This is a genomic window from Salinirubellus litoreus, assembly GCF_037335815.1.
Classification (GTDB): Archaea; Halobacteriota; Halobacteria; order Halobacteriales; family Haloarculaceae; genus Salinirubellus; species Salinirubellus litoreus.
This window is the reverse complement of sequence record NZ_CP147841.1, coordinates 438,184-459,779: the sequence shown is the minus strand read 5'-3', so window position 1 is coordinate 459,779 and position 21,596 is coordinate 438,184. Positions and strand designations below refer to the sequence as shown.

The 21,596-nt window shown below is 70.4% G+C and carries 21 protein-coding genes and 1 pseudogene; 14 read left to right on the top strand and 8 right to left on the bottom strand.

The window, feature by feature from the left end; all coding sequences use genetic code 11:
• The 9 genes from argH to WDJ58_RS02335 all read left to right on the top strand — a co-directional run bounded on the left by argH (window position 1) and on the right by WDJ58_RS02335 (window position 9,326).
• On the top strand, window positions 1-1,491 hold the full coding sequence (gene argH / locus WDJ58_RS02375) for an argininosuccinate lyase (RefSeq protein ID WP_338916024.1): 1,491 nt from the start codon (window positions 1-3) through the stop codon (window positions 1,489-1,491).
• A gap of 200 nt (window positions 1,492-1,691) precedes the next feature.
• A complete protein-coding gene (gene lysW / locus WDJ58_RS02370) occupies window positions 1,692-1,856 on the top strand; it encodes a lysine biosynthesis protein LysW (protein ID WP_338916023.1) in 165 nt (54 codons plus the stop codon).
• Window positions 1,857-1,920: 64 nt separating this feature from the next.
• On the top strand, window positions 1,921-2,793 hold the full coding sequence (lysX, locus tag WDJ58_RS02365; RefSeq protein WP_338916022.1) for a lysine biosynthesis protein LysX: 873 nt from the start codon (window positions 1,921-1,923) through the stop codon (window positions 2,791-2,793).
• A gap of 1 nt (window position 2,794) precedes the next feature.
• A complete protein-coding gene (gene argC / locus WDJ58_RS02360; protein WP_338916021.1) occupies window positions 2,795-3,829 on the top strand; it encodes an N-acetyl-gamma-glutamyl-phosphate reductase in 1,035 nt (344 codons plus the stop codon).
• A 284-nt stretch (window positions 3,830-4,113) separates the two neighbouring features.
• Complete coding sequence (locus WDJ58_RS02355) at window positions 4,114-4,956, top strand: acetylglutamate/acetylaminoadipate kinase (RefSeq protein ID WP_338916020.1); 843 nt, start codon at window positions 4,114-4,116, stop codon at window positions 4,954-4,956.
• A complete protein-coding gene (locus tag WDJ58_RS02350; protein WP_338916019.1) occupies window positions 4,953-6,080 on the top strand; it encodes an aspartate aminotransferase family protein in 1,128 nt (375 codons plus the stop codon). The genes WDJ58_RS02355 and WDJ58_RS02350 overlap by 4 nt, the downstream gene beginning before the upstream one ends.
• Window positions 6,077-7,138: a [LysW]-lysine hydrolase gene (locus WDJ58_RS02345; protein WP_338916018.1), complete on the top strand. Its 1,062-nt coding sequence runs from the start codon at window positions 6,077-6,079 to the stop codon at window positions 7,136-7,138. Before WDJ58_RS02350 ends, WDJ58_RS02345 begins: the two co-directional genes overlap by 4 nt.
• On the top strand, window positions 7,135-8,100 hold the full coding sequence (gene argF / locus WDJ58_RS02340; protein ID WP_338916017.1) for an ornithine carbamoyltransferase: 966 nt from the start codon (window positions 7,135-7,137) through the stop codon (window positions 8,098-8,100). The genes WDJ58_RS02345 and argF overlap by 4 nt, the downstream gene beginning before the upstream one ends.
• A 53-nt stretch (window positions 8,101-8,153) precedes the next feature.
• Entirely contained in the window at window positions 8,154-9,326 is a 1,173-nt protein-coding gene (locus WDJ58_RS02335) for a M20 family metallopeptidase (protein WP_338916016.1), read from the top strand.
• 160 nt (window positions 9,327-9,486) lie between these two features.
• On the opposite strand, the pseudogene WDJ58_RS02330 reads toward WDJ58_RS02335, so the two are convergent.
• Together WDJ58_RS02330 and WDJ58_RS02325 are read right to left on the bottom strand one after the other, a co-directional pair.
• A pseudogene (locus WDJ58_RS02330) lies at window positions 9,487-10,493 on the bottom strand (NADP-dependent oxidoreductase).
• A gap of 58 nt (window positions 10,494-10,551) precedes the next feature.
• Window positions 10,552-11,040 (bottom strand): histidine kinase, encoded by a 489-nt coding sequence (locus WDJ58_RS02325; protein ID WP_338916015.1) that lies wholly within the window; start codon window positions 11,038-11,040, stop codon window positions 10,552-10,554.
• A gap of 141 nt (window positions 11,041-11,181) precedes the next feature.
• Here WDJ58_RS02325 and WDJ58_RS02320 point away from each other — a divergent pair, with 141 nt between their 5' ends.
• The 4 genes from WDJ58_RS02320 to WDJ58_RS02305 all read left to right on the top strand — a co-directional run bounded on the left by WDJ58_RS02320 (window position 11,182) and on the right by WDJ58_RS02305 (window position 14,078).
• On the top strand, window positions 11,182-11,568 hold the full coding sequence (locus WDJ58_RS02320; protein WP_338916014.1) for a helix-turn-helix domain-containing protein: 387 nt from the start codon (window positions 11,182-11,184) through the stop codon (window positions 11,566-11,568).
• 297 nt (window positions 11,569-11,865) lie between these two features.
• A complete protein-coding gene (locus WDJ58_RS02315) occupies window positions 11,866-12,102 on the top strand; it encodes a hypothetical protein (RefSeq protein ID WP_338916013.1) in 237 nt (78 codons plus the stop codon).
• 183 nt (window positions 12,103-12,285) lie between these two features.
• Window positions 12,286-13,590 (top strand): threonine synthase, encoded by a 1,305-nt coding sequence (gene thrC, locus WDJ58_RS02310; RefSeq protein ID WP_338916012.1) that lies wholly within the window; start codon window positions 12,286-12,288, stop codon window positions 13,588-13,590.
• 98 nt (window positions 13,591-13,688) lie between these two features.
• Window positions 13,689-14,078 carry a hypothetical protein gene (locus WDJ58_RS02305; protein WP_338916011.1) on the top strand — a complete coding sequence of 130 codons (390 nt, stop codon included), beginning with the start codon at window positions 13,689-13,691 and terminating at the stop codon, window positions 14,076-14,078.
• Between the two features lie 58 nt (window positions 14,079-14,136).
• On the opposite strand, the gene serA is transcribed toward WDJ58_RS02305, so the two are convergent.
• The 5 genes from serA to WDJ58_RS02280 all read right to left on the bottom strand — a co-directional run bounded on the left by serA (window position 14,137) and on the right by WDJ58_RS02280 (window position 19,853).
• Window positions 14,137-15,759, bottom strand: a complete 1,623-nt coding sequence (serA, locus tag WDJ58_RS02300; RefSeq protein WP_338916010.1) for a phosphoglycerate dehydrogenase — start codon at window positions 15,757-15,759, stop codon at window positions 14,137-14,139.
• Between the two features lie 144 nt (window positions 15,760-15,903).
• On the bottom strand, window positions 15,904-16,179 hold the full coding sequence (locus WDJ58_RS02295; RefSeq protein ID WP_338916009.1) for a hypothetical protein: 276 nt from the start codon (window positions 16,177-16,179) through the stop codon (window positions 15,904-15,906).
• Window positions 16,176-16,409, bottom strand: coding sequence for a PRC-barrel domain containing protein (locus WDJ58_RS02290; protein WP_338916008.1), 234 nt, complete (start codon window positions 16,407-16,409; stop codon window positions 16,176-16,178). The genes WDJ58_RS02295 and WDJ58_RS02290 overlap by 4 nt, the downstream gene beginning before the upstream one ends.
• A gap of 97 nt (window positions 16,410-16,506) precedes the next feature.
• Window positions 16,507-18,711, bottom strand: a complete 2,205-nt coding sequence (locus WDJ58_RS02285; RefSeq protein ID WP_338916007.1) for an ATP-dependent DNA helicase — start codon at window positions 18,709-18,711, stop codon at window positions 16,507-16,509.
• Between the two features lie 200 nt (window positions 18,712-18,911).
• Window positions 18,912-19,853: a cation diffusion facilitator family transporter gene (locus WDJ58_RS02280; RefSeq protein ID WP_338916006.1), complete on the bottom strand. Its 942-nt coding sequence runs from the start codon at window positions 19,851-19,853 to the stop codon at window positions 18,912-18,914.
• Between the two features lie 97 nt (window positions 19,854-19,950).
• On the opposite strand from WDJ58_RS02280, the gene WDJ58_RS02275 reads away from it, so the two are divergent.
• A complete protein-coding gene (locus WDJ58_RS02275; RefSeq protein WP_338916005.1) occupies window positions 19,951-20,484 on the top strand; it encodes a metallophosphoesterase in 534 nt (177 codons plus the stop codon).
• Window positions 20,485-20,595: 111 nt separating this feature from the next.
• On the opposite strand, the gene WDJ58_RS02270 is transcribed toward WDJ58_RS02275, so the two are convergent.
• The gene (locus WDJ58_RS02270) at window positions 20,596-21,519 is read right to left on the bottom strand and encodes an ArsR/SmtB family transcription factor (RefSeq protein ID WP_338916004.1); all 924 of its coding nucleotides are present in this window, start codon (window positions 21,517-21,519) and stop codon (window positions 20,596-20,598) included.
• Between the last annotated feature and the right edge of the window lie 77 nt (window positions 21,520-21,596).

The window sequence follows — 21,596 nt, the reverse complement described above, 5'->3', positions numbered from 1 at the left end:
ATGAGCGAGGAGGAGTCCGGGAGCGGGTCGGACGCGACGGGCGGATCGGACGTCGTCCGCCGCGAACGCTTCAGCGGCGGCCCCGCCCGTGGGTTCCTCTCCTCGCTCGAATCGGACGAGCGCATCTTCGAGGCCGACCTCGCGGTCGACCGCGCACACGTCGTGATGCTCGCCGAACAGGGCATCGTCGACGAGGTCTCGGCGGGCGAGATACTCGGCGCGCTCGCCGACGTGGAGGAGGCGGGACACGCCGCCCTCCCCGACGGCGAGGACGTCCACGCGGCCATCGAGACGGCCGTCGTCGAGCGCGTCGGCGACGTGGGTGGACGGATGCACACCGCCCGCTCGCGCAACGACGAGGTGGCGGCCTGCCTGCGCTACCGCCTGCGCGAGGACCTCCTCGACGCCGTAGAGCGTACCCTCGAACTGCGCGAAGTGCTCGCGGAGGTGGCCGGGGAGCACCCCCGTACCGTGATGCCCGGGTTCACCCACCTCCAGCCCGCCCAGCCGACGACGGTGGGTCACTACCTCCTGTCCTACGAGTCGGCGCTCCGGCGCGACACCGGGCGGCTGTTCGACGCCTACGACCGGACGAACCGCTCCCCCCTTGGTGCGGCGGCGTTCGCCGGGACGACCTTCGACGTGGACCGCGAGCGGACCGCCGAGTTGTTAGGATTCGACGGCGTGATCGAGAACTCGATGGACGCGTCGTCGGCGCGTGACTTCCTCGTCGAGTCGACCGCGGCGGTCGCCTCGCTCGCCACCGGCCTGTCGGGGATCGCCGAGGATCTCGTGGTGTTCTCGAACAGGGGGCTGGTCGAACTCGACGACGACTACGCCTCGACCTCCTCGATCATGCCCCAGAAGGTGAACCCGGACACGATGGAGCTGGTCCGGGCCACCGCGGGCGACGCGGCAGCGGGATTGAACGGCCTGCTGACGACGCTGAAGGGGCTCCCCCGCGCGTACAACCGCGACCTCCAGCGGGCGCACGGCCACGCCTTCTCGGCCATCGACGCCGTCTCGGAGGCGACGGCGGTCGTCGCCGGTGCGGTGGCGACCGCCCACTGGCCCGAGCGGGCGCTCGCGGAGGCTGCCGGCGAGGGGTTCTCGACGGCGACGGGCATCGCCGACCTGCTCGCGTCCTCGGGGGTACCGTTCCGGACCGCCCACGAGGTGGTCGCGCTCGCGGCCGAGTCGGTGGACGCGGGCGGCGCGGACTACGCGGCGCTCGACGCCGCCGCCCGCGAGGTACTCGGCGGGCCCCTCGAATCGCACGTCGACCCCGAGGCGGTCGAGACGGCGCTCGATCCGACCGAGAGCGTCGCGTCGCGGGACTCGTTCGGCGGTCCCGCTCCGGAGGCCGTGGCCGGCGCGCTCGACCGGGCGGAAGAACGCCACGAGGCGGATACCGAGACGCTGGCCGAGCGCCACGGGGCGCTCGTGGACGCCGCCGACCGCCTCGACCGCGAGGTGAGCGGGTATGTTTGAGCGACTTCGCGCCCCGGACGCGGCCCGCGGCCCGCCGGGACTCCCGTCCCCGCCCGGGGACGAAATACCAGAATTCCGATAACGCTGTTCGGAATACGCTGTTGTGGTGTCTTCGAGGCGCTCAGAGTGGCGTCTGTTCTATAAATTCTTCTGACAAGTTCGAAGCGCTTAAGTGCCAGAGGGTCCGAGTGGGGGGTACAATGGCAGAGTGCATCGAGTGCGGGGCCGAGCTGACCCTGCACGATGACCTCGAAGTCGGAGAGATCGTCGACTGTGGGACCTGCGGTGCCGAACTCGAGGTGGTGGGGGCCGACCCCGTCGAACTCGAGACGGCACCCGAGCTGGAAGAGGACTGGGGCGAGTGAGCATGACGACGGCCGGCCAGGGGCACACACGTACACACGCCTGCGCGGACACGGGTGAACGAGTATGAATGTGGGAGTGCTCTACTCGCGCATCCGCCGGGACGAGAAGCTCCTCCTGTCCGAACTGCGCGAGCGCGACCACGAGGTGACGAAGATCGACGTCCGCAAGGAGCGGTTCGGCATCCACGACGCCCCCGAGTCGTTCGAGGGCTGTGACCTCGTCGTCGATCGGTGTCTCGCCACCTCCCGCTCGCGGTACATCACGCGGTTCGTCGACCGCTACGGGATCCCGGTGGTGAACGGTCCGGAGACCGCGGCCATCTGTGCGGACAAGGCGCGCAACAGCCTCGTCCTCTCGGAAGCCGGGGTGCCGACGCCGAACACCGAGGTCGCGTTCACCAAGGAGTCGGCGCTCGACTCGATCGAGGCGTTCGGCTACCCGTGTGTCCTGAAGCCGGTCGTCGGCTCGTGGGGTCGCCTGATGGCGAAGATCGACTCCCGTGACGCCGCCGAGGCGATCCTCGAACACAAGGAGACGCTCGGGCACTACGAGCACAAGGTGTTCTACATCCAGGAGTTCGTCGAGAAGCCCGGCCGGGACATCCGCGTGGTCGCCACCGACGGCGAGCCGGTCGCGGCGATGGCCCGCACCTCCGACCACTGGCTCACCAACGCCGCGAAGGGCGCGGAGGTCGAGGCCATCGAGGTGACCGACGAGATGCGCGACCTGGTCGAGCGGGCGAGCGCCGCCGTCGGTGGCGGCCTCCTCGGCGTGGATCTGATGGAGACCGGCGAGGACTACACCGTCCACGAGGTGAACCACACGGTCGAGTTCAAGGCGCTCGACTCGGTGACCGACGTGGACGTCCCCGCGGCGGTCGTCGACTGGCTGGAGGCGAAGGTCGAGGCCGCGGAGGCCCCCGGGGTGACCGCCTGAGATGACGCGGGCCGCGGTGGTCGGCGCGTCGGGGTTCACCGGCGGCGAGCTCTGCCGCCTGCTCGACGGCCACCCCGAGTTCGAGCTCGTCCAGGCGACGAGCCGGTCGTACACCAACAAGACCCTCGGGAACGTCCACCCGAACCTCCGGCACCTCGACGTTCGGTTCACGGACCCGGAGGACCTGGAGAGCGTCGACGTCCTGTTCGCCGCGACGCCACACGGTGTCTCGATGGGCCGGATCGACGCGTTCCGCGACGCCGCCGACACCGTGGTCGACCTCTCCGCGGACTTCCGTCTGCCCGAGGAACGGTACTACGAGGAGTGGTACGACGGCCACGAGCGGCCCGAACTACTGGACGAAGCGGAGTACGCGCTGCCCGAACTCAACCGCGAGAACCTCCCCGGTGCGGACCTGATCGCCGCCGGGGGGTGTAACGCCACCGCGACGCTCCTGGGACTACTGCCGCTGTACGAGGACGGCATCCTCTCCGGTGACGAGCGGATAGTGGTGGACGTGAAGGTCGGCTCCTCGGAGGGCGGGGCGACGGGCTCCGCCGCGAGCCACCACGCCGAACGCTCGGGGATCGTCAGGCCGTACGCGCCGACGGGCCACCGCCACGAGGCGGAGATCGAGGCGTACCTCGGCGCGCGCGTCTCCTTCACCGTCCACGCCGTGGACATGATCCGAGGCGCGAGCGCGACCTGCCACGTCTTCCCCGACTCACCCGTCTCGAAGGGCGACCTCTGGGGGGCCTATCGCGAGGAGTACGACGACGAGCCGTTCGTCCGGATGGCCGCCGGCGGGGGGACCGTCTACCGCTACCCCGAGCCGAAGGCCGTCGCCGGGTCGAACTTCGCCGAGGTCGGGTTCGAACTCGACCCCCGCAACGAGCGCGTGGTGGTGTTCTCGGCCATCGACAACATGATGAAGGGCTCGGCGGGACAGGCCGTCCACGCCGCCAACGTCGCGCTCGGGTTCGACGAACGCGCGGGACTGGAGTTCACGGGGTTCCATCCCATCGGAGCGCCCTAGTGGAGTTTTACCATGAGTACGACGCAGATTTTCGATACACAGACCATGACGACGACTTCAGAAACATCTCGGAAGCCCCCGCGGTCTCGACTCGGAGGGCTCGCTGCGCTCCTCGGCCTTCGGCCTGCGGTGCTTACTTCGCCCGCCTTCGTCGAGACCGCGGCCCCTTCCAGTCCCGCCCGCCAGCCCGGACAGCCCTGCCCTTCCCCGGGTCGGCGCACGGGCGCGCCTCCCGGCCGTTCGGCTGGTCGGTCGAGCGTCGCGTCCATCCGGAGGTGTCCCGTGTGACGGTCGTCGTCAAGATCGGCGGCGCGCGCGCCGTCGAACCGGCGGGCGCGCTCGCGGACATCGCCGCGCTCGCCGAGGAGGGCGAGCCGGTGGCGGTCGTCCACGGCGGCTCGACCGCCGTCGACGACACGCTCGAACGGATGGGGATCGACCCCGAGTACGTCGAGACGCCCGGCGGCGTCGTCGGCCGGTTCACCGACGAGGAGACGATGGACGTGTTCAAGATGGCGATGGCGGGTCTGGTGAACACGGACCTCGTGACGGGCCTGCGGAACGCGGGCGCGGACGCCGTCGGGCTCTCGGGCGTCGACGGCGCGCTCCTCGCCGGCCCCCGCAAGTCGGCCGTGCGGGTCGTCGAGGACGGCAAGAAGAAGATCCGCCGCGGCGACCACTCGGGGACCATCCGGGCGGTGAACGCCGACCTCCTCGAAGCGCTGCTGGAGGAGGGGTACGTCCCCGTCGCCTCGCCGCCGATGCTCGGCGACGAGGGCGAGGACGCCGACCCGCGGTACACCGCAGTGAACACGGACGCCGACCGCGCCTCGGCGGCGGTGGCGGGCGAACTCGGCGCGACACTCGTCTCGCTGACCGACGTCGCGGGCGTCTACCGGAACCCCGACGACCCCTCGACGCTGATCGAGTCGATCGGGACGCCCGAGGAGTACGCGGAACTCGAAGCGGCCGCGGAGGGGTTCATGGGTCGGAAGGTGATGGCGGCCACGGAGGCCCTGGAGCGGGGAGCACGCGAGGTGGTGGTCGCGGACGCGAACGCCGACCGGCCCGTCCGCGCGGCGCTCGAAGGCGGCGGCACACACATCCACCCGGAGGCAGTACAATGAGCAACTTCATCGTCTCGGAGAAGCCGATACGTATCGACCGCGGCGAGGGGGCCCACCTCTACGCCGAGGACGGCACGGAGTACCTCGATTTCGGGGCCTCCTACGCCTGCACACCGCTCGGCCACGCCCACCCGGCGGTGGTTGAGGCGGCGTCGAACCAGCTCGGAGAGCTGTTCTACGTCCAGGCGTCGTACCCCCACGCCGCGCGAGACGAGCTCCACGAGAAGCTCGCGGCGCTCGCGCCGGGCGACGTCGACTACACGTGGCTCTGCAACTCGGGGACCGAAGCGAACGAGGCGGCGCTGAAGTTCGCCCGGTCCGCGACGGGCCGCTCGAAGATCATCGCCACGACGCAGGGGTTCCACGGCCGGACGATGGGTTCGCTCTCGGCGACCTGGAAGGACAAGTACAAGAAGCCGTTCGAGCCGCTCGTCGGCGACGTCGAGTTCGTCCCCTACGGCGATACGGAGGCGCTCGCCGAAGCCGTCGACGACGAGACCGCCGCGGTGATTCTCGAACCCCTGCAGGGCGAGGGCGGCATCAACCCCGCCTCCGGCGAGTACCTGCGGGTGGTCCGCGAGCACACCGAGGAGAGCGGTGCGGCGATGATCCTCGACGAGATACAGACCGGGCTCGGCCGGACCGGGACGATGTGGGTGGCCGAACGGCACGACGTCGTCCCGGACATGCTGACGACGGCGAAGGGGCTGGCGAACGGCCTGCCCCTCGGCGCGACGCTCTGCCGGGAGTGGATCACCGAGGATCCCGGCCCACACGGGTCGACGTTCTCCGGCGGCCCCGTCATCTCGGCCGCGGCGAACGCCACGCTCGACGAGCTCGTCGAGTCGGACCTCCCCGCTCACGCCCACGAGATGGGTAGTTACCTTCGCGAGGAACTCGAAGCCGCCCTTGGCGACTCGGTGCGGGACGTCCGCGGGTCGGGCCTGATGGTCGGCATCGAGGTGAAGCGGGGGGCGAACCGCGCGCTTCGCGACCTCGCCATCGACCACCAGGTGCTCGCGCTACCGGCGGGCCGGACGGTCGTCCGTCTGCTCCCGCCGCTCGTGATCGAGGAGGCGCACGTCGACCGGGCCGTCGACGCCCTGGCGGAGGTTCTGACGTGAGCGACGCGAGCCTCGTCGAGGCCGACACCGAGGCCCGCGAGCTGCTCGAACGGCTCGTCTCCACCCCCTCGCCCACCGGCGAGGAGGCGGCCTGCGCGGCGGCGCTCGTCGAGTTCTTCGAGGGCCACGACCGGGACGTCTACCTCGACGAGGTCGGCAACGTCCGCGCGCCGGCCGACGACGCTCTCCTCCTCACCTCGCACATAGACACCGTGCCGGGGGACATCCCGGTCCGGGTCGAGGAGGGCGAGAGCGGCCCGGCCCTCTGGGGCCGTGGGAGCGTCGACGCGAAGGGGCCGCTCGCGGCGATGGCGGTCGCCGCGGTCCGCACAGGTGTATCGTTCGTCGGCGTCGTCGGCGAGGAGGTCGACTCGCGGGGTGCCCGACACCTGGTCGAGGACCGCGACGCACCGGGGGCGCTCGTGAACGGCGAGCCCTCGGGCACCGACGGGATCACGCTCGGTTACCGGGGGATCCTCTCGGGGACGTACCTCGCGACCAGCGAATCGGGCCACACCTCCCGCCCGGAGAACAACGCCATCCAGGACGCGATGGACTGGTGGAACCGCGTGGTCGAGGAGTTCGAGCCCGAGGACGAGTGGGACCCGGTGTTCGAGCGCGTGACGGCGAAGCCGACGCGGTTCGAGGGGGGCCCGAGCGAGGACGGCCTCTCCGTCGAGGCGACGATGGACGTCGGCTTCCGGGTCCCGCCCTCGATGACCGTCGAGGAGGTCCGCGAGGTCGCCGACGGCGAACTCGACCCCGAGGTCGGCACCGTCAACTGGAAGGACAGCGTCCGCCCGACGATGCAGTCCCCGCGGACCGAAGTGGCGAGGGCGTTCCGGGTCGCCATCCGCGAGCAGGGGCTCGACCCCCGGCTCGTCCGCAAGACCGGCACCGCCGACATGAACATCTACGCGGGCGAGTGGGACTGCCCGATGGTCACGTACGGCCCGGGCGACTCGGATCTCGACCACGCGCCCGACGAGCGGCTCCCCCTCGCCGACCTGGACCGTGCGGTCGCCGTCCTCACGGACGCGGCCGGGAGGCTGATATGAGCGACGAAACCGGGACCGACACGAGCACCGAGACCAGCATCGACACCGACACCGCCCCCGCCGGCGGGGTCCGGAACTTCCTCGACGTGGACGACCTCTCCCGCGAGGAGCTCCACGACGTGCTGACGCGCGCGACGGAGCTCAAAGAGCGCCAGCAACGGGGCAAACTCCACCCGCTGCTGGAGGGCCAGTCCCTCGGGATGATCTTCGAGAAGCCCTCGACCCGCACTCGCGTCTCCTTCGAGACGGGGATGACGCAGCTCGGGGGACACGCGGTGTTCCTCGGGCCGGACGACATCCACCTCGGCCACGGCGAACCGGTCAAGGACACCGCGCGGGCGCTCTCGCGGTACGTCGACCTCGTGATGGCCCGCACGTTCGATCACTCGGACGTCGAGGAGCTCGCGTCGTACGCGGAGGTCCCCGTCATCAACGGGCTGACCGACGACGCCCACCCGTGTCAGACGCTCGCCGACCTGCTGACGATCCGCGAGCGGTTCGAGGAGTTCGACGCCTCGGTGGCGTGGGTCGGCGACGGAAACAACGTCTGCCAGTCGTTCGTCCTCGGGGCGGCGATGACCGACATCGACCTCACGGTGGCGACGCCCGACGGGTACGAGGTGACCGACGAGGTACTCGACCGGGCGGCCGAGCTCGGCGAGGCCCCCGAGACGACCACCGATCCCGAGGCCGCCGTCGCGGACAGCGACGTCGTCTACACGGACGTCTGGATCAGCATGGGTCAGGAGGAGCGGCGCGCGACCAAGCTCGAGGACTTCGACGGCTTCCAGATCACGCCCGAACTCCTCGGGGATCGCTACCTGATGCACTGTCTCCCCGCCCACCGCGGCGAGGAGGTCACCGACGCGGCGCTCGAATCCGAGAACGCCATCGTCTGGGACCAGGCCGAGAACCGCCTCCACGCACAGAAGGGACTGATGACGTTCCTCTCCGGCGCGTAGACGCCAGCCACGTTGCCCGTGTGTTTTATACGACTCCCCCGCACCGCCCGGGTGTGAGTAACCCGAACCGCATCCAGCACGGAGTGAGCGGAGACGAGGCGGCCGCGCTGCTCGCCGACCTCGTCGCCATCGACTCGCAGAACCCACCGAGACGGGAGAAACCCATTGCGGAATTCATCGTCGACCGTCTCGACTCGTGGGGTATCGACGCGCGCCTCTTCGAGCGCCCCGACGCGGAGCGACCGCAGGTCATCGCCGAGGTCGGCGAGGGCGACCCGGGCGCGGGGACGCTGATCCTGAACGGTCACGTCGATGTGGTCCCCCCAGGCGACGCCGAGCAGTGGACGCACGACCCGTTCGGCGGCGAGCGCGAGGGCAACCGCGTCTACGGGCGCGGGGCCAGCGACATGAAGGGCGGCGTGGCGGCGGGGATGCTCGCCCTGCGGGCAGCACACGAGAGCGGCGTCGACGGGCGGGTCGTCCTGACCTGTGCCATGGGCGAGGAGACCGCCGAGCCGGGGACGGAGACGATGCTCGAGGAGGTGAGTGGCGACTGGGGGATCGTCCTCGAACCGACACAGCTCGTCGTCGACACCGTCGGCAAGGGCCTCGCGTGGTACGAGGTGGAGGTCCGCGGCGACGCGGCGCACGCGAGTCGGCCCGGACTCGGGCGGAACGTCCTCGACGCGCTGTTCGCGTTCCAGGAGCCGATCGACACCTACCGGGAGGAGATCGCCGAGCGCGAGCACCCGCTGATCGGGGAGTCGCTGTGCACGCCGACGATGCTCGAAGCGGGCACGAAGGAGAACGTCATCCCCGACTACGCGAAGCTGACGTTCGACCGCCGGTTCCTCCCCTCCGAATCCGTCGAGGGCCTCGACGAGGAGATGGAGACGCTGTTCGACGGCCTCCGCGAGGAGGGGTTCGAGGTGTCGATCGAGCGCACGCGGACCTACGAGGCCGCGGAGATCGACCCGGACCACGAGATCGCGACGGTCGTCCGCCGACACGCCCACGACGTCGCGGGCATCGAGACGGACCCCCACGGCAAGGACGCGGCGACCGACCAGCGGAACTTCGTCAACGACGCCGGGATCCCGGCGATCATCTGGGGGCCGGGCGTGAGCGAGCAGTCACACACCGTCGACGAGTGGGCACCGGTCGACGCGCTCGTCGACGGCGTCGAGGTGCTGTGTCGGACGATCGGGGAGCTCTGTGTGGAGTGACGGGAGTCCCCGAACAGTCCGTCACGGGAGCCGAGATCGGGAAGACAGCCTCGGAACACGGGTAGGCCCCGGCGACTATCCGGGGATGATCGCGATTCTCGGGACCGGCAGGCACGCCAGCGTGCCGGATACGGGGCCCGGCGAGCGACCTACGTCCAGTTCACTCCCGTTCCGCGACCTGCACGACCTGTTTGCCGATGTTCTCCCCTTCGAACAGCCCGAGGAACGCGTCGGGGGCGTTCCCGAACCCCTCGGTCACCGTCTCCCGGTAGCGCAGTTCGTCCTCGCGGATCCAGCCGGCGATGCGCTCGAACGCCTCTGACCAGTCGGGGTAATCACGGACGAGCACGCCCTCGACCTTCCCGCGGGTCCGGATGAGCTGGCCGAGCTTTCGGGGGCCGGTGGGCGTCTCGGTGGCGTTGTAGAGCGAGATCTGTCCGCAGACGACGACCCGACAGCCGACGGAGAGCAGCGGCCAGACGGCGTCGGTGATCGGGCCGCCCACGTTGTCGAAGTAGACGTCGACGCCGTCGGTCTCCTCGCGGAGGCGCGTGCGGACGTCCTCGGTGTCGTAGTTGACGGCGGCGTCGAAGCCTAACTCCTCCACCAGCCAGTCGCACTTCTCGTCGCTGCCGGCGATTCCGACGACCTCACAGCCGCCGATGCGGGCGACCTGCCCGACCACGGAACCGACGGCCCCGCGGCACCACTGACGACCACGGTGTCACCGGCGACGGGCTCGCCGACGTCGGTCAGCCCGAAGTACGCGGTCGCGCCGGGCATCCCGAGGACGCCGAGCGCGGTCGAGACGGGCGCGAGCGAGTCGTCGACGGTCCGGAGCTCCTCGCCGTCGACGACCGCGTGTTCGGCCCACGGGAGTTCGCCGTTGACGACGTCGCCCGGCTCGACCCCCTCGTGGTTCGAGTCGAGGACCTCCGCGACCGCGCCCGCCCGCATCGGGTCGCCGACCTCCCAGGGCTCGGCGTAGGACTCGGCGTCCCGCATCCGGCCGCGCATGTACGGGTCGACCGAGAGGTAGAGCGTACGGACGAGCACCTCGTCATGCCCGGGCTCGTCGAGGGTCGTCTCCCGCAGCTCGAAGTCGTCCCGCGTCGGTTCGCCGGTCGGCCGTGCCGCCAGGTGCCACTGGCGGGTCTCCGTCGGCATGGGACCCCCGAAGGGGTCCCGGTACAAGGGTGTTCGGTGCTCCGGTTCCCGGTACCCGCTACAGCCCCTCGACGGCGGGGAAGACGGCACCGAGCACCGCGCCGTAGACGAGGTGCCAGAGGAGGCTCGGGACGGCGAAGTTCGGGAACGGGGGCGGCGACGGGAAGCCGACGGCCCCGAGCCACACCGGCATCACGAGCGCGGCGAGGACGATCCAGATGACGACGCCGTAGACGAGACCCGCGATCGTGGTCCGGAGCGCCGAGCCGGTCACCTCACGGAGCGCCGGGACCGAGAGGAGTCCGGCGAAGACGACCCCGAGTACGGCACCGTGCGAGAGGTGGACGAACCAGCCGGCGATCCCGTTCGCCGGCGGCGCGAGGCCGTACAGTCCCGGGATGGCCACCGCGAGCACGGTCGAGTTCATCAGGCTCATCAGGACGCCCATGGCGGCGCCCCCGGCGATCCCGGCCACGACGGCACCCCGCCAGCTGCCGGTTCCCTCCGTTACCGCCCTCGCCCTCTGTGTCTCGGTATCGGTCGACATGACGTCTTCGAGATGGGTTCCCGGTGGGATATCGCTGGCCCGTTCGTGCGCCTGTGCGCCCATGTCACACGAATGCACGGTCATGTGACGCGGGCGGGCGGCACCATCGGTATTTTGCCGCTCGGCTCCGAACGCGAGTGCATGAACACGGACCCGGACCCGGGGCGTTTCCGCGACCTCATGCTCGGCGACGAGCCGGGGTTCGAGGAGGTGATGGTGTGCGTCTTCGGCATCCAGCGCCACGAGGCCCGGACCTACCTCGCGTTACTCGATGCGCCCAGTAGCACGGTGGCGGAGCTCGCCGACGTCGTCGATCGCGACCGTTCGAACGTGAACCGTTCGCTGGCGACGCTCCGGGAGAAGGGCCTCGCGTCCCGCCAGCGTCGGCTACTCGACTCGGGGGGCCACGTCTACCAGTACACCGCCACGCCGGTCGAGGAGGCCCGCGAACTGATGCACGCGACGCTCGACGAGTGGTGCGCCTACGTCCACGAGCGCATCGACGACTTCGGTACGGGTTCGCTCTAGACACCGATCGAGCCCCGGGCGTGACGCTCCGACACCGCCTCGGGGTCGACCCGTCTCTCACGTCGTCCCCGGTGACGTCCCCCACGCGACCGCCCGCGTCAGTCCTTCGGTGAGCGAGCGGCCGGGCGGATAGCGACGCCGTACCTGGCGGGGTTCGGAACCCGAGCCCGACCAGCCGCCGCCGACCGTGTGCCGGTCTCGGGCGCTCCTCGACGGAGTTCGCCGTGCCGGGGACGTATAAAGCTCACCTGTTGTCGAGGCGAACGCTCATGTGGCACCTCCACGATAGCACTTGACATGGTGTCTCCGACCGTCATCGACGCCGGCGACTGCGCCACGGACGAGCTCGTGGAGCGCCTCCGGGAGGGAAACCGCATCGTCGTCCGAACCGAGTTCCTCGGCAGCGACCACGACGTGACGCTCCGGTGGGACGGCGAGCACTTCTACTGCGACACGCCGACGACGCTCCACAAGCACGCCACCGAGGAGGAGATGCGCGAGTGTATCCGGAAGCACGGCTACTGTTCGAGGTAGCGGGTCGCCGGATACGGGACCGGCCGCTCGCAGAAGTCACCCGGACTTGGAGGTGCCACTCGCCCGGTATCGTCCCCGCAAGCGCGGACCCGACGGGAGGGGGACCGTTCGAGGTCCTCCTCGGGGTCCGTGTCCGGCGGGACAACCGACCGGTTTTTGCCCGCGCTCCCCGTCGCGCCGTCAATGGCAGACCTCGAACTCCCAACGGCGAACTCGGCCCCGGAGTGCGCCGAGGACGGCGTCTGGCTGGCCTGTATCGAGTGCGGCGCGGTCCACGCCCCCTACGAGGGGCCCGTCTACACCTGCCCGGACTGCGACTCGCTGCTGGAGGTCCGGTACGACTCCTACCCGACGTTCGACGACTTCTCGGGCCGGGGCGTCTGGCGCTACGCCGCCGCCCTCCCCTTCGACGAGGGGGTCAGCCTCCCCGAGGGCGACACGCCCCTCCACCGCGTCCCCCGTCTGGAGGCCGACGTCGGCGTCCGGAACCTCCGGATCAAACACGAGGGGATGAACCCGACGGGGAGCTTCAAGGACCGCGGGATGACCGTCGGGGTGCGCGTCGCACAGGAGCTGGGGGTCGATCGGCTCGCCTGCGCTTCGACGGGGAACACCTCGGCGGCGCTCGCCGCGTACGGCGGTCGTGCCGACCTCGAAACCCTGGTGCTCCTCCCCGCCGGGAAGGTCGCGGCCGGGAAGGTCGCCCAGGCGGCGCTCCACGGCGCGCGCATCCTCGAGGTCGACGGTAACTTCGACGCCTGCCTCGACCGCGTGCAGGACCTCGCCGACCGCGGGGAGGCGTACCTGCTGAACTCGCTCAACCCCTTCCGGCTGGAGGGCCAGAAGACCATCGGCTTCGAGATACTCGAGGGGTTCTACGCGGACGAGGGCCGGTTCCCCGACCGGGTCGTCCTCCCGGTGGGTAACGCGGGCAACACGGCGGCGCTCTACAAGTGTTTCCGGGAACTCGTCCGCGGGGGTGACCTCGCGCCGGGCGACGTCCCGAAACTTACGGGGGTGCAGGCCGAGGGCGCGGCCCCGATGGTCGAGGCCATCGAGGAGGACCTCGACGACACCCGCCGGTGGGAGGAGGTCGAGACCCGCGCGACCGCCATCCGCATCGGCAACCCGGTCAACGCCCCGAAGGCCCTGCCGGGTATCCGCGAGACTGGCGGGACGGCCGTCGCGGTGAGCGACGAGGCCATCACCCGCGCCCAGCGCGACCTCGCCGAGGAGGGCGTCGGCGTCGAGCCGGCCTCCGCAGCGAGCGTCGCTGGCCTCCGCGAACTCCGCGACCGCGGCGTCGTCGACGACGGCGAGGACGTCGTCTGCCTGACGACGGGACACCTCCTGAAGGACCCCGAAGCGGCCGCCGAGGCCGGATCGGAACCGGAGCCCGTCCCGAACGACACGGACGCCATCCTCGCGCATCTCGCCGGAAAGAGCGTCGGCGGCGGCCTGCTCGGACGGCTCCGCCGACTGCTGTGAGGTCGGCAGGCCCGGGGCAACTGTCACGACCGGCGACCGACGCACCGCCGACGGAGGTCTGACGTAGACTATTGTGCCGTTCCCTCCTGTGTCCGTGTATGTCATCGAGTGACGTCTCGTCCGGGTCCGAGCCACGGCTCGTCCGGACGACGGGGCTGCGGCCGCCCCGGGAGGAGGTGGACGAACGCGAGGGATCCGGCGACGTGGCCGCCTCGGAGGAGGTCGGCCGCCTCCGCGAGCGGATCGCCGAACTGGAGGGCGAACTCCGTCGGACGAGGGCCGTCTCGGAGGCTCGGAAGGCGCGTGTCGAGGAGCTGACCGACGAACTCGACACGGCTCGCCGCGAGCGTGACGACGCCCGCGAGTGGGCGACGTTCCTCGACCGCGAACTCCGGGAACACCGCGAGCGCGTCGAGACGCTCGAATCGCGGGTCGAATCGCTGGAATCCCGTGGACTACTCGGCAGGCTTCGCGGACTGTTCGGCTGATCCGTGGTGACTGGTCTCCGGGCCGGGGCCGCCGGCGCGAGCACCGGGATCCCGGTCGCTACTCGGTGATCGACGCTCGGACCGGGTCGATGTCGTCCTCGTCGTTCGAGAGGGTGATGTAGCGCGTCTCGATGATCCGCGGGTCCTCCTCCAGCCGCTCGCGGGCCTCGTCGGGGACCGGGTCGTCGACGTTGTAGACGGTGAGCGCCTCCCCGCCGATGGTCTCGCGGGCGTTGTACATTCCCGCGATGTTGATGCCGTACTCGCCCATGACCGAGCCGATGAGGCCGATGACGCCCGGCTCGTCCGTGTTCCGGGTGACGACCATCCGCCCGCCCGGGATGGCGTCGACGCGGTAGCCGTCGATGCGGACGATGCGGGGGTCCTCGCCGGCGAACAGCGTCCCACACACGGAGACCTCCGAGTCGGTGTTCCGGACCGTCACGGTGACGAGCGACTGGAAGTCCTCGGACTGGCTGCGTTTCGTCTCGCTCACGTCGATGCCGCGGTCCTCGGCGATCCGCGGGGCGTTGACGGCGTTGACCTGCCACTCCAGCGGCCGGAACACCCCCTTGAGCGCCGAGGCGGTGACGAGATCGATCTCCTCCTCGGCGATGTCGCCCGCGTAGACCACCTCGACCTCGCTGATCTGGTCGTCGAACAGCTGGACGGCGACCCGTCCCGCGGTCTCGGCCAGCTCGATGTACGGCCTGACCCGCGGGAACGCGTTCGCGTCCATCGAGGGGGCGTTGAGCGCGTTCATCACCGGCTCCTCGGCGAACGCGGCGAGCACCTGATCGGCGATGCTCGTAGCGACGTTCTCCTGGGCGGCCTCCGTCGAGGCCCCGAGGTGTGGCGTGACGACGACGTCCTCGACGTCGAGCAGCGGCGAGTCCCTCGGGAGGGGTTCCTCGGCGAAGACGTCGAGCGCCGCCCCCGCGATGACCCCGTCCTCGACGGCCCGGGCGAGCGCCGCCTCGTCGACGACGCCGCCGCGGGCGCAGTTGATGACGTAGCCACCCTCGATCCGGGCGAGCTCTTCTTCCCCGATCAGTCCCTCCGTCTCGGGCGTGAGCGGCGTGTGGACCGTTATGAAGTCCGCCCGGTCGAGCACCTCCTCGAGGGGAGCGAGTTCGGCCCCGAGCTTCTCGGCCCGCTCCTTGCCGATGTACGGGTCGTAGGCGACCAGATTCATCCCGAGTGCGTTGAGCCGCTTCGCGACCTCCTGGCCGACGCGGCCGAGCCCGACGATACCCAGCGTCTTCTTGTTCACCTCGGTCCCCAGGTAGTCGCCTTTGGCCCACTCGCCGGCCTTCAGCCGGGCGTGGGCCTGCGGGATCGAGCGGGCGATGGCGAACGTCATCGCCACGGTGTGTTCCGCGGCGGCCCGGACGTTCCCCTCCGGCGCGTTCGCGACGATGACGCCGTGCTCGGTCGCCGCGTCGATATCGATGTTGTCGACGCCGATGCCCGCTCGCCCGACGATGACGAGGTCGGGGGCGGCCTCGAACACCGCCTCGGTCACCTCGGTTCCGGAGCGGACGACGAGCGCGTTCGCGTCCGAGACGGCGTCGAGGAGCGCATCACCCTCGAGGTCGTAGGCCGTCTCGACCTCGTGGCCGGCCTCGCGGAGCCGCTCGATACCGGCTTCCGCGATGGGGTCCGTGACGAGCACCTTCATGTCCGGGTCCAGCGGGGGGGCGGGATTAACGCTTCCCTTCCCGGCGCGGCCTGACAGCCCGTGTCAGCCACCCACGCACTCGATCACGCTATCGGCGTCTGCCGTCCGCTCTCGTTGCCGACGCCGGTCGCCCGCGTCCCCTGATCACTCCAGGAGGTCGCGCCGTTCGGCCTCGCGTTCGACGAGGTCGCGGTCCGCCCGCCAGAGGACGGCCTCGCTGTCCGGGAACTCGCCGCTCTCCGCCACCTCCGCCGCATCGACGTCGTCGGGGACGGCGTCGGGGTCGATTCGGTAGACGGAGTCGGTTCCGTCCTCGTTCGTGATCCGACGCACGCCGTTCGTCCCCTGTGGACTGTCGCCCGTGAGCACCCCGTAGGCGGCCCTGACGACGTCGTCGTCGGCGTCGATGATGGCACTCATGGTTCGCGGAGCTCGATCTCGCCCGAACGCACCGTCTCGATCCGCGCCTCGTCGAGTCGGTACGTGTCACGGTCGTCGCCGCCCCAGCCCAGTTCGGCGCGGACCGGCGATGCGAGGTCCGCCATCGGCGTGACGTACGCGGTGCCGTGTCGGACCTCGTCGACGACACCTAGCTCGTGTCCGTCGGAGTCGAGGACCGGTTTCCCCTCGTCGTTCTCGGTGAACTCCATACCCGCCGTCCGGGGACTCCTGGCACACACCTCTGTTGCCGGAATTCGCAAGCATCCCCTCGACCTCGTCGGTCGCCAGTTTCGATCCGACGGTCGCTCACGGCACCGGGGGATCGCCGTCCCACGCGTCCACGTCCGCGTAGAAGTTCAGCATCGCGTACTTCAGCTTCCCGGGGCCGATGTCGATCATCTCGGCGCGCTCCTCGTCGGGGAACGTGCCGTTGACGCTGTACTCGCCGAGCTCCGATCGACCGGAGAGCGTGTAGCGCTCGTCGACGAGCACGCGTGCGCCGAAATCCTCCGGCGAGCGGACGACGCGGCCGAGCGCCTGCCGGGTCTTCCGGACCGTGGGGATCTCCACGGCGTAGCGCCAGCCCGCGTCCTCTCGTTCCGCGGGTGTACCGTCCCCCCCGAACGCCCCGGCGTAGGCCCGCTGGACGGCGTCCATCCGGTCGTCGAGGTGCGGGTACGGTACCCCGACGACGACGACCGTCCGGGCGTCGTCGCCGTCGTAGGAGACCCCCTCCGTCAGGGTCCCCCACAGCGAGGTGAACAGCACGCCGTGATCGTCGGCGACGAACTCCTCGCGGAGCTCCTCGGCGCGGACCCCCGGGCGGTCGAGGTAGGGCGTCGCGTCGGTCTCGACGCGGTGGTAGTAGCGCTCGGCCTCGGCGTAGGAGGGGAAGAAGGCGAGCGTGTTCCCCGGCGTGAACTCGATCGCGTCCTCCAGTACCTCGGTGACGCTCCCCTGGACGCCGGGGTCGTCGCGGTTGCGGGCGTAGAGGGGCGGAACGTCGACCGCGTAGGTGCGGCGGCGTTCCTCGGGGAACTGCGCCCCGTAGGCCATCGTGACCGGATCCTCGACCCCGAGAACGTCCGAGAGGACGTCGAACGGGCGGAGGGTGGCGCTCATCAGCACCGCGGCGTGAAGGTCGGCGAACAGCGGCGCGGTCACTTCGCGGGGGATGCAGGTGTACAGCTCCGCACGACCCCGGACACCTCCGGTGCCGTCCCGGCGGACGCTCACGACGGGGTACTGCCCCGGCTTCTTCCCCTCCTCGAGCCACGCGTCGACGAACGTCGCCGCCGCCAGCACGCGACACTCCTTCCGCGTGGTCGTCTCGCCGTCCTTGTACGCCTGCTCGTATCGCCTGTCGAGCGTCGTCCCGAGCTCCAGCGCCATCTCGAGGTCGCGGTCGAACCCCTGGCCGGTGTAGCGTTCGAGGAACGCCACCGTGAGGTCGTCGCGGCCGTCGGGGTTCTCGACGGTGAGGTCGGTCCAGTCCTCGTCGACCGACTCGCGCTCGTGGGGCGTCAGCGCGTCCTCGTAGGTTCCGACGAGCGCGTCCCTGAACGCCTCGATGACGTTCCGTGCGGCGTCGACCCGGTGGTCCTCCACGTCGTCGAGTTCGTCGAGCGCGCCGTCGAACGTGATCTCGGCGCACGTTCGCGTGGCGTGGTCCCGGGCGGCCTCCTCGATGTTGTGGGCCTCGTCGAACACCGCGACGACGTCCTCGGGCTCGCGCCCGAGCCAGCGGAAGAACTGCTCGCGGACGAACGGGTCGAGCAGGTGGTGGTAGTTCGCCACCACGAGATCGACCCCCTCCATCCCCTCCTTCAGCAGTTCGTAGCCGCAGAACCCCTGCTCGTGGGCCCACTCGTAGACGTCGTCGGGCGTGCGGACGTCCTCGAACAGCCAGTCGTAGAACGCGTCGGTGTCACCGGTGAGGTTCTCGTAGAAGCGTTCGCAGACGTTTCGTTCCTCCTGGAGCGTCTCGATCTCCGCCTGCACGTTCTCGAGTTCGTCCATCACGGCCCCGCGGGCGTCGGCCGCCTCCTCGCTTCCGGACTGGGCGTCGTCGAGCAGTTCGCGCTCGCGGGACTCCAGCGAGTGGAGGTCTTCCTCCCGATCGACGAGTTCGCGGGTCGTATCCCGCAGCGCCTGGCACTCCTCGTAGCCGACGTCGATGTGACACATCGAGGCCTTCCCGCGGAACACCACTGCCCGGAGCGGCTCCTGTCGAGTGATCGCGCGGGCGTCACGGACGAACTGGCGCATCTGCTGGTGGACGTTCGTCGTGATCACGACCGTCTTGTCGTGCTCGCGGGCGTACTCGAGTGCCGGCACCAGGGAGGCGAGCGTCTTGCCCGTCCCGCAGGCCCCCTCGAAGAGGACGTGCCGGCCCTCCCCGAGGGCGTCGTGGATGCGGCCCATGGCCTCGTGCTGGTGGTCGTACGGCTCCTCGTAGGGGAAGAAGCGCAGGTACTCGGGTTCCGACTCGGACTCGGCGGGCCGCGACACACTCGTCGGTACCTCCCTCTCGGATAAAAGGGTTCGCCGGTCGCGGCGGAAGTGTAACGCGGTCGGACTCGCGTGACCGGAGGTTCAAGTAACAGGACGGGACCACCACCCCGCGTGCCCGACCGAAGGGCCGCACGGCGTCACGCGGGAGCGCGAGTCGCACACCGTGCGGAGCCGCGGCCGTCCGACTCGCCTGCTCGCTACAGTTCGGGTTCGAGGTAGACCCGCTTGATGCTCGGAGCGGTGGACATGATCTCCTCCTCGATGGACGTGATGCGGTCGTCGATCTCCTCGGTGTCCATCCCGGAGTCGAAGCTCACGTCGGCGGTGAGGAGCGCCCGCTCGGGGCCGAAGTAGACCGTCTGCAGGGCGTCGACGTGGGTGACCCCCGGTGCGTTGCGGATGAGTTCGCGGAGGGGTCGCTCGTCCTCTCTGGGGAGGGACTCGCCGAGGAGGAGTCGCTTGTTCTCCCAGGCGAGCGCCAGCGCGAACCCCATCAGCATCAGGCCGATGAGTATCGACGTGAACGCGTCGTACAGCGGGTTCTGCGTCACTCGCGAGAGGTAGACGCCGACGAGGGCGAGGCCGGCCCCCGCCATCGCGATGGTGTCCTCGGTCAGCGCAGTGAGCGTGGTCACGTCGCTCGTCTTCCTGAACGCCTCGCGGAGGGTCGCCCAGCCGTGTCTGTCCATCTGCCGTTTCATCTCGGCGTACGCCTTCTTCAGCGCCCACGCCTCGAAGGCGATGGCTCCGACGAGGACGACGTAGTTGACCCACACGCCGGGGAACGTGAAACCGAGCAGCGTCGCCGGGGTGGCGCTGACCGGGTGGGGGTCGACGAAGGCCTGGTAGCCGTGCTTGGCCGACTCCCACCCCGCGATACCGAACAGCAGGACCGAGACGAGGAACGCGTAGAAGAACTGCGCCTTGCCGTAGCCGAACGGGTGCCGTCTGCTGGCGTCCCTCGCGCCGTAGCGGATACCGATGAGGAGGAACACCTGATTGCCGGTGTCGGAGATGGAGTGGTAGGTCTCCGACAGCATCGAGGGACTCCCGGTGAGGAGGTAGCCGAAGAACTTCATGACCGCGATGGCCCCGTTGGCGATGAGCGCGGCGATGACCACCGACCTGCTGCCTGCCATTGTCCCGTCGAGTGGCCGCCGTCTCAAAGGCCTACCGGCATCGACCCGTCCCGCTCCGTCCCGACCCGTTCATGTGGCCTGCCCCCCGAGAGCGCGTATGCTCGTCGTCGTCTCCGACACCCACGGTCGGTCGGACCACCGCCTGGAGGGACGTACCCTGGAGGCGGTCCGTGAGGCCGACCTCGTCCTCCACGCCGGGGACTTCCTCACCCGGTCCGTCCTCGAGGCGTTCGAGTCGGAGGCCCGAGAACTCAGAGCCGTCTACGGGAACAACGACCCGACCGAGCTCCGCGAACGGCTCCCCGCCGACCGGGTCGTCGAGTGGGGCGGTCTCCGTATCGTCGTGGTCCACGGGCACGAACACTCCGACACCGCGCTCGCGATGCTCGGCCGGCAGGCGATGGCCGACTTGGTCGTGGTCGGTCACTCCCACAGACCGGGGTTCGACGGCGAGCGCGACCCACCGGTGCTGAACCCGGGGAGCCACGCCGACCCGCGGTGGCACCGGCCGGCCCACGCCGAACTCCGGGGAACGGGCGAGGAGGGGCGAGCGGACGGAGCGGATGGGGCGAGCGTCAGCGGGCGCATCGTCGAGCCGGACGGCACGCTCCTGGCGTCGTTCGAGCTGTAGAACGTGGGGTCGTGCCGCGTCACGCTCGGTGGAGGGCCGAAGCGTACCTGCCACTGGGTGTGAGTAGTGCAAATAGGCGTCGTAGGTTCAAAGAGCCGTTTGACCCTTCGTTCAGTTCCCGTACGTGAGGGCGACGGCGGCGACGAGCACGAGCGTGCCGCCGAGGAAGAACAGCACGCCCGGGGGAAGACCGGTCGGATCGAGCGCCCCCGCGCTCCCTGCTTCCGCCGCGGTCCTGACCGTCTCCGTGGCGAGGTCGGCGGCCGTCGCCGCCGGCGTCGGCTCGGCGGTCGGCGTGGTCGTCGCCGCCTCGGTCGCCACGGGCGCGGGCGTCCCGGTGGCCGCGGGCGTGCCCGTGGCGGCCTCCGTCGGGACCCCCGTCGCCTCCGGAGCCGGGGTCGACGAGGGTGTGGTCTGGGCGATCCCCGGCCCATCCGGGCTCGGCGTCGGATCCGGGGTCCCGGTCCCCCCGCCGTCGCTGGCGATACCCACGTCACCCCCGGAGCCGCCGTCCGCGCCGCCGGCTCCGCCCGCTCCACCGCTATCGCCGCCGTCAGCCCCCCCGCCGCTCCCCGTCTGTGCGACCGGGAAGGGGATCCCCTCGCCGAACACCTCCTGGACGGCGAGGGCCCCGATCGCGAGGGCGAAGACCCCGGAGAGGAGTCGCGAGAGGGCCGCCCTGAGCCCCGAGGCCTCCTCCTCGCGGCCGGCGTAGATGACCAACGGCTCGTCGGCGGGCGCGTAGATGTCCATCTCGCGGCCCTTCTCCGAGTAGGCGGTCCCGGCCACCTCGACCGCACCGGCGTCCTCGAGGCGTTCGAGGTGGTACTGGACGTTCTGGAGGCTCGTATCGACCCGATCGGCGAGCTTCGAGGGGGGGTTGGGCTCCTCGTGGAGAGCCGAGAGGATCCGTCGGGCGGTCCGGGAGGTGAGCGCCGACATGAGATCGTCGGCGTCCTCGCTGTCGACGCCGACGACTCGGGGACCCGCGTCGGCGTCGGCGGAGAGGTCCGGCTTGGAGGGCAGCAGTCCCATCGCGTTGGCCTTTCCGACGGCCTCTCAAGTACTTTGCCACGGCGTAGGCTCACGAGCGCCGTCGCCCGGCCCGTCCG

Bases quoted from the DNA above. Each gene is read 5' to 3' on its own strand.
- WDJ58_RS02295 (WP_338916009.1), bottom strand. From the start codon at position 16,179: ATGAGTGCCATCATCGACGCCGACGACGACGTCGTCAGGGCCGCCTAC.
- WDJ58_RS02315 (WP_338916013.1), top strand. From the start codon at position 11,866: ATGGTGTCTCCGACCGTCATCGACGCCGGCGACTGCGCCACGGACGAG.
- thrC (WP_338916012.1), top strand. From the start codon at position 12,286: ATGGCAGACCTCGAACTCCCAACGGCGAACTCGGCCCCGGAGTGCGCC.
- argC (WP_338916021.1), top strand. From the start codon at position 2,795: ATGACGCGGGCCGCGGTGGTCGGCGCGTCGGGGTTCACCGGCGGCGAG.
- WDJ58_RS02320 (WP_338916014.1), top strand. From the start codon at position 11,182: ATGAACACGGACCCGGACCCGGGGCGTTTCCGCGACCTCATGCTCGGC.
- WDJ58_RS02280 (WP_338916006.1), bottom strand. From the start codon at position 19,853: ATGGCAGGCAGCAGGTCGGTGGTCATCGCCGCGCTCATCGCCAACGGG.
- WDJ58_RS02305 (WP_338916011.1), top strand. From the start codon at position 13,689: ATGTCATCGAGTGACGTCTCGTCCGGGTCCGAGCCACGGCTCGTCCGG.
- serA (WP_338916010.1), bottom strand. From the start codon at position 15,759: ATGAAGGTGCTCGTCACGGACCCCATCGCGGAAGCCGGTATCGAGCGG.
- WDJ58_RS02350 (WP_338916019.1), top strand. From the start codon at position 4,953: ATGAGCAACTTCATCGTCTCGGAGAAGCCGATACGTATCGACCGCGGC.
- WDJ58_RS02290 (WP_338916008.1), bottom strand. From the start codon at position 16,409: ATGGAGTTCACCGAGAACGACGAGGGGAAACCGGTCCTCGACTCCGAC.
- WDJ58_RS02275 (WP_338916005.1), top strand. From the start codon at position 19,951: ATGCTCGTCGTCGTCTCCGACACCCACGGTCGGTCGGACCACCGCCTG.
- lysX (WP_338916022.1), top strand. From the start codon at position 1,921: ATGAATGTGGGAGTGCTCTACTCGCGCATCCGCCGGGACGAGAAGCTC.
- argH (WP_338916024.1), top strand. From the start codon at position 1: ATGAGCGAGGAGGAGTCCGGGAGCGGGTCGGACGCGACGGGCGGATCG.
- WDJ58_RS02270 (WP_338916004.1), bottom strand. From the start codon at position 21,519: ATGGGACTGCTGCCCTCCAAGCCGGACCTCTCCGCCGACGCCGACGCG.
- WDJ58_RS02325 (WP_338916015.1), bottom strand. From the start codon at position 11,040: ATGTCGACCGATACCGAGACACAGAGGGCGAGGGCGGTAACGGAGGGA.
- lysW (WP_338916023.1), top strand. From the start codon at position 1,692: ATGGCAGAGTGCATCGAGTGCGGGGCCGAGCTGACCCTGCACGATGAC.
- argF (WP_338916017.1), top strand. From the start codon at position 7,135: ATGAGCGACGAAACCGGGACCGACACGAGCACCGAGACCAGCATCGAC.